This window comes from Lactobacillus porci (genome assembly GCF_009695985.1).
Lineage (GTDB): Bacteria > Bacillota > Bacilli > Lactobacillales > Lactobacillaceae > Lactobacillus > Lactobacillus absianus.
Map to the genome: position 1 here is coordinate 1 of NZ_VUMX01000048.1, position 6,587 is coordinate 6,587.

Consider the following 6,587-nt stretch of genomic DNA (forward strand, 5'->3'; position numbering starts at 1 on the left):
ATCAAGACTGAGAGACGTAAGGGTTATGGGTATCCAGATGATGAATACTTCTTTCTGCGATTAATGGAAATATCCCGAAAGGCATCCTAAATCTCACAGCCGTTTACACAAGTTTTTATACTGAACCGAAAAATCAGTAAGAAATCCCCGCAAAGTCCCTAACTAAGTCAAAAATTACGAAATTTATCCCCGCAAGGTCCCTAACTAAGTCAAAAATTACGAAATTTATCCCCGCAAAGTCCTCAACTAAGTCGAAAATTACGAAATTTATCCCCGCAAAGTCCTCAACTAAGTAAATAATCTCAGAATTTATCCCCAAAGGATTTCCAACTGTGGCAAAAATTATAGAGGTTGCTGTGGTTCAGTAAAAAGCGGGGCTCGAATTTTTGAAAAGGCGTTTGGTTCAGTAAAAAGCGGGGCTCGAATTTTTGAAAAGGCGTTTGGTTCAGTAAAAAGCGGGGCTCGAGTTTTTGAAAAGGCGCTTGGTTCAGTAAAAAGCGGGGGTCGAGTTTTTGAAAAGGCGTTTGGTTCAGTAAAAAGCGGGGCTCGAATTTTTGAAAAGGCGCTTGGTTCAGTAAAAAGCGGGGCTCGAATTTTTGAAAAGGCGCTTGGTTCAGTAAAAAATGGGGATTAAAACAGTGATTGTACCCATAAATACCGTATCCAAGCGCAATTCATCCCCGCAATTACCGCAGCCACGTCCAAAACGCGCAAATTCATCCCCGTTTTTACCGCAGCCAAGCGCGAATCAGCCAAACTTGTCCCCGCAATTACCGCAGCCACGTCCAAAACGCGCAAATTCATCCCCGTTTTTACCGCAGCCAAGCGCGAATCAGCCAAACTTGTCCCCGTTTTTACCGCAGCCAAGCGCGAATCAGCCAAACTCGTCCCCGCAATTACCGCAGCCACGTCCAAAACGCGCGAATTCATCCCCGCAATTACCGCAGCCACGTTCAAATCACGCAAACTCGTCCCCATAATTACCGCAGCCACGGCCAACCGAACAAAAAACCTGAAGCTCGTGAGCTTCAGGTTTTTGCTAATCTTGGTTGACCTCATCAAACACGTAGTCGTGCAGGTCACGGATGCAGTCTGCCGCTGGCCGGTTGCTTGGCTTGAGGCTGATGATGACGTGGGCCAGGCCCTGCTTGCGCTGCTGCTTCCAGAATTGGGCCAGGGACTTAGCCCCGCCGCGCAGGTAGATCTTGTTGTAAAGCTGACATGGGGCATCTGGATCCTCCAGCAGCTCAACGAAATTCTGGTAGCCAAACGGATGCCAATAGCCGTCCTGGTTCAGGTCCTGCAGTTTAGCCACGATTTGCGCGGTTTCGTCTTCAGCCACGCCGTGCCAGATCCAGGCGTCCGCGTTGTTGGCCAGCCAGTCCAAGTCCTGCCGGCAGCGTCCGATCGCGACCATTGGCAGCTGCTGCTCAAGCTGGGGAATAAAGTCCAAAGTCCCGTTCAGGTTGCTGTAATACTTGCTGTTGAAGTGCGGCCGCTTTGGGGTCTCCAGCAAGGTTTTGGTCAAGTTCCAGCCCTCTTTGAAGATCTCCCCGCGCTCATCCCATTTTCTGCCAAAATTCTTGTATTCAGACTTCCGGTCCCCGCTGGCCATGCCAAGCAGGAAACGGCCTTGCGACATGATCTCCAAGGTGGCGGCGGCTTGCGCGACATGGATGGGGTTGCGCTCAGGCAGGATCAGACCGGCAGTCCCCAAGGCGATTTCCTTGGTCTGCCCGGTCAAAGCGCCTAAAAGGGCGATCGGATCCTGCCCTTGGCCGACATCCCCAAAGTAAGGGTCATAAAAAGGCACGTCCCGCATCCACAAGGCGGCAAAGCCTGCTTCTTCAGCCAGCTTGGCATTCTTGACCAAGTCGCTGACGTCAGGAATCGGCGTGTCTGGATAGCCCTTAAATGGGGCCATCAGGCCGAAAGTCAGCTTGCCCTTTTGGAAGGCCTTGTTAAAGCCCGCGTGGGCAGCCAAGGCCGGCGGCAACTGGCCGTTGTCTTTCTTTCCCTTTGCATCCGCGAACAGCGGCCGGGTGTCTTGTCCTAAAATCCGCAGGTTGGGCATCCGCAGCTTGCTTGCGTCAAATTCTGCCATATTCGTTCCTCTTCTAATTCAAAATAAAGTTCATGTAGATCAAAGCCCCATAGCGCTGGTTGAGCGAGTATTTCAATTCGCTGCAGACGTGGATGACGCGGGCATCCGTGGTCAGGACCGAAAAGTCGTCCTTGAAGCGCTCCCCGTCTTCCGCCTGGGCCAAAAAATCTTTGAGTTCAGTATATACCCGGTCGCGGTCGTGCGGAGCAATTAAGTTGGCAAAAGAGCTGCCATAATAGTCGTAAAAATTAGGCGACGATTCGCAGTTGAAAAGGTCCAAGAGGCTCTTGTTGACGTAGATTGGCTCATCCCCGTCAACTTTGACGACCAAAAGCGGGGTCGGGTCGCCGGCGGCCAAGGCCCGCATTCCCAGTCCCAGCTGGTTGTGCCGCTTGTCTTGGGACAGACCGGACTTGTAGCTGGCATAGCTGTTTTTGCCGGCGATCTTGACCTCGTACAGGGCCGCGTCAGCAAAACGGCAGGCTTCTGCGTAATTCTGGGCCTGGCCGGGGAAGTCGGAGTAGCCCATGGAGATGGAGAAGTCGATCGGCTTCCTGTCCACGATCGCGGTCTGCTTGAGCTTGGACATTTTCTCAATCAATGGCTCGCTTTGCTTCATTGACAGGCCAGGCAGGGCAACGACGAACTCGTCCCCGCCGTTTCGGCCGACGATGGCGTGCTCGCCAAAGACCTGTTGCAGGTTCTTGGTCAAATCTACCAGGACCTGGTCGCCGACATGGTGGCCGAAGACGTCGTTGACCGACTTGAAGTCGTCGACGTCCAGCATGATGACGGTTGACTTCTCATTTGGGTGCTGAAGGACGTAGTCCTGCATGTAGCCGTCAAAGCCCTGCCGGTTGTATGCCTGGGTCAGGGGATCGCGCGTGGCTTCTCTTTCCAGAATCCGGGTGCTGATCCGCCGGTTGATCATCCAGAGCACCAATAAGACCAGTAGGACGTCAAGCAGCAGGACGTAGATCAGGACCCAGTGGCTGCGCTTGTATTGCCAGCCGTTCTTAGGAGAGATCAAGAGCCGCCAGTCATTGTTGCTGGAGGTGCTGAAGGAGAGGGAGACTGGGTCATCCAGCTGGCTGCCGGACTTCATGACCAGGACCTTCTTCTTGGTCAATGGGGACGTATTCGAGTAAAGATGGTAGCTGTAGCCAGACAGGCCAATAGTCTTGGCCGTGGCCTTAAAGATGTCCGGCACCTTGATGATAGCGATTGCGAAGCCCCAGAAGGTCGGTTTCCCGTTTTCGGTGAGAAAAATAGGACTGCGGACCGCCATGCCGCTGCCGCCTTGAGCGAGCTTGAAGGGCCCCTGCAGGGTGGTGATATGGTGCTTGATCCCATAGCGGCAGACTGGTCCCCGGTCAGGATCTTTTAAAAGGTCGATCAATCCGGATTCATTGCCCTTGAGGGGGTAAATGTGGGTGACCTTGCCCTTTGGGGCCAGCTGCAAGCTGCCAAGGGCGGTATTTTTGGCTATTAAGTCTTGGGCAACCCGGTCAAAATTGACGATCTTGCCGTCATGGGAGACGATAGTTTCCTTTAAAATGTCGGTTAAGGAAAAAGTATTGTCCAGTTCTTCATTGAGCGTCTGTGAGAAGCCACGGGCGATAAAGGCCGTCTGCTCACGTTCGCGAACCATTCTTTGGTGCTGGACGTAGCTGATGATGCCAGCATTCAGAATGAAAAGCAGAAAAAAGGCGGCAAGCAGGAGCAGAAAGTCGCTCTTGTTTGCCTTCTTCAAATTTAACTTCTTGCGCATGTGTTATACCTAAGATAGTTGGAGCAAGTCGCGCGCTCCAAAAACAATATGTTCCTTCCATTATAACATGGTGATCGCTTACAATCTGCAACCAAGACTAAAAACTAATTAAAAACCACCATATCGCCGATGAAAGTGCTTTGACCCTGGAGTGCGAGCGGAATTTGCATAAGTAATTTCTTATAGGGATGTAATTGCCTTGCGAAAAGCGGCCAAGTCCCGTACAATACGAGGTGGCCGTAAGCGCTTTAGCTGATTCTTCCATTCCTTCTGAAACTGATTTAAAGTTAATGTTTTGGATAATCTTTTTGGGGGAGAGCTGCCAAGCGGGCCGAGAGTGTTATAATTGAACACGAGTTAGTACAATTCAGTAGACAAATTCAGGCAATCTTCTGGAGCTTTTTAGCCTAGGGAGATTGCTTTTACATAAGGAATTAACAACTAAGTGAGGTAATAATATGGCAAAAATCGGTGTTTTGGGGGCAGGTACTTGGGGCATGGCTTTGGCCCGGATGCTTAGCAATTCAGGTCATGACGTGACCGTTTGGTCAGCTTTGCCAGCCGAAGTTGACCAGCTCGCGACCACGCGCCGCCAAAAGAACTTGCCAGGCATGGTTATTCCGGACGCGATCAAGTTTACCAAGGAAGTTGCCCAAGCTTGCGAAGACAAGGACATCATCCTTTTTGCCGTTCCTTCCGTTTTCGTCAGATCAACGGCTAAGACGGCAGCGCCGTTCATTCCAGACGGCCAGATCATCGTGGACGTGGCCAAGGGGATTGAGCCAGACACGCTGCTGACCTTGACTGGCGTCATCCAAGACGTTCTGACCAAGGACGGCAAGCACGACAACGTCAAGTACGTGGCCCTGTCAGGCCCAACCCACGCTGAAGAAGTTGCCAAGGACCTGCCAACGACCATCGTTTCAGCTTGTGAAGACAAGGAAACGGCCGAAAAGGTTCAAGACGTCTTCATGAACGACAACATGCGCGTTTACACCAACGCTGACCGCCTGGGCGTTGAGCTCTGCGGGGCGCTGAAGAACGTCATTGCCTTGGCCAGCGGGATTTGCTCCGGCTTGGGCTACGGCGACAACATGCGGGCAGCCTTGATCATCCGCGGGATGGCGGAAATCAAGCGCCTGGGCCTCAAGATGGGCGGCAAGGAAAGCTCATTTGACGGTCTGGCCGGCATGGGCGACTTGATCGTGACCGCCACCAGCAAGGAAAGCCGCAACTACAACGCGGGCTTCTTGATCGGCCAAGGCAAGAGCGCCGAAGAAGCCAAGAAGGAAGTCGGCATGGTGGTTGAAGGGATCAATGCCATCCCAGCTGCCTTGGAACTGTCCAAGAAGTACGAAGTTGAAATGCCAATCGTCTTCGCCGTTGACTCCGTCGTCAACGGTCACGCCGAACCGCGCAAGGTCATCTACCAATTGATGCACCGGGAGAAGAAGTCCGAGATGGTTATCTAACTTTTATGAAGTAAATAAAAATAACTGTATAGTTAAATGAGTCAGGGATGTAAGCCCTGACTCATTTATTTTTTATTTAGTTTACAAAAATGTTACGGATTACTTTTAATAATTATTTCATTTAGTTCAAAAATATGTTAGGCTAAGCCCAGGTGGTGAAATTAGTTATGGAAGATAATATGATTGGCCGCTACTTGAAAGAGTTGCGGAAGAAAAAGGGGCTGAGCCAGCAGGATTTAGCGAATCTGCTTAACGTTTCCAAGCAGACCGTCTCCAATTGGGAAGTTGGTCGCAAGGCTCCGCGGATGAAGGCCGTCAGCAAGATGGCCAAGCTCTTTGACGTCCCAAAGACCAGCATTATGGCTGGATTGCCGGCTGAAACGGTCTTGCAGGCCAACAAGGAGTGGGATAAATATCAGGTGGACAAGGTGATTGAAATCAGCGATGGCAATCTCAAGTTCACCTATAAGGGCCACAAGGTGCCCAAAGAATACATTAGCATGCTCGAAAAGCTTATGCGCTGCGATATCGCGGATGAAGCTAAGAAATTATAAACAGACAAGAAAGAAGCCTCAAACTGCAGTTGAGGCTTCTTTTGTGTTATTGGTGTAATGTAAAAAGGGGATGGCAGGCGGATGATTAGGGTATCAGAAAAATATAGAAAGGAATTGAATTCTTATAAAGTGAGCGATATCCGCGTGCCGATTAATTGTGTTACTACAAAAATGTGTATCAAAAAATGCAATATATAAGAAAAAAGTATATTTGCGAACCGTAGGAAAAGGGGCTGGGGCTACTGACCTCTTGGCCCTTTTCCTAATGACGATCATACACAGAAAGTGCCTGCGGCGCAAGAAATATGCGTTCAATTCCGGATAAATAACGGATAAAATTTTATTGGCAGGGGGTTAGGACGAAAGCGTGACAAAAATATGTTTTTTAAGACTACCACTTTCGATAGAAGAATGAGAGGCATTATTTAAACTATGCCTGGAATATGCGCTTTCTAGTTACGAAGATTAACTTTCGCTGTAAACAAATATGAAATAATAAGAAGAAAAACTTAAAATAATAAAAAAGCTCTTTAGATACACTAAAAGCGTAGAGACCGTATGTAAGGATGAACAGTTCCTTAAAGTAAATCAAAATTGGGTATAAGAAAAGGGACTCCTTTTCCGTATAATTGATTTGAACACTATCAATACGAAAGGAATCCCTTATGACTGATTTTAACAGAGAA

Annotated in this window: 5 protein-coding genes; 2 read left to right on the forward strand and 3 right to left on the reverse strand. The window is 49.7% G+C overall.

The features are described from left to right. Nucleotides 1-630 precede the first annotated feature (630 nt). The 3 genes from FYJ62_RS09950 to FYJ62_RS09960 all read right to left on the reverse strand — a co-directional run bounded on the left by FYJ62_RS09950 (nucleotide 631) and on the right by FYJ62_RS09960 (nucleotide 3,857). On the reverse strand, nucleotides 631-951 hold the full coding sequence (locus FYJ62_RS09950) for a hypothetical protein (protein ID WP_154549526.1): 321 nt from the start codon (nucleotides 949-951) through the stop codon (nucleotides 631-633). 88 nt (nucleotides 952-1,039) lie between these two features. Then, nucleotides 1,040-2,104 (reverse strand): LLM class flavin-dependent oxidoreductase, encoded by a 1,065-nt coding sequence (locus FYJ62_RS09955; RefSeq protein ID WP_195837428.1) that lies wholly within the window; start codon nucleotides 2,102-2,104, stop codon nucleotides 1,040-1,042. A 13-nt stretch (nucleotides 2,105-2,117) separates the two neighbouring features. After that, complete coding sequence (locus tag FYJ62_RS09960) at nucleotides 2,118-3,857, reverse strand: sensor domain-containing diguanylate cyclase (protein WP_154549527.1); 1,740 nt, start codon at nucleotides 3,855-3,857, stop codon at nucleotides 2,118-2,120. A gap of 476 nt (nucleotides 3,858-4,333) precedes the next feature. On the opposite strand from FYJ62_RS09960, the gene FYJ62_RS09965 reads away from it, so the two are divergent. Both FYJ62_RS09965 and FYJ62_RS09970 read left to right on the forward strand, forming a co-directional pair. Then, a complete protein-coding gene (locus FYJ62_RS09965) occupies nucleotides 4,334-5,347 on the forward strand; it encodes an NAD(P)H-dependent glycerol-3-phosphate dehydrogenase (RefSeq protein WP_154549528.1) in 1,014 nt (337 codons plus the stop codon). 167 nt (nucleotides 5,348-5,514) lie between these two features. After that, nucleotides 5,515-5,901, forward strand: coding sequence for a helix-turn-helix transcriptional regulator (locus FYJ62_RS09970; RefSeq protein WP_154549529.1), 387 nt, complete (start codon nucleotides 5,515-5,517; stop codon nucleotides 5,899-5,901). The last annotated feature ends 686 nt before the right edge of the window (nucleotides 5,902-6,587 follow it).

Excerpts from the sequence above, each read along its gene's own strand:
- FYJ62_RS09955 (WP_195837428.1), bottom strand. The coding sequence starts at position 2,104 with ATGGCAGAATTTGACGCAAGCAAGCTGCGGATGCCCAACCTGCGGATT.
- FYJ62_RS09965 (WP_154549528.1), top strand. The coding sequence starts at position 4,334 with ATGGCAAAAATCGGTGTTTTGGGGGCAGGTACTTGGGGCATGGCTTTG.
- FYJ62_RS09970 (WP_154549529.1), top strand. The coding sequence starts at position 5,515 with ATGGAAGATAATATGATTGGCCGCTACTTGAAAGAGTTGCGGAAGAAA.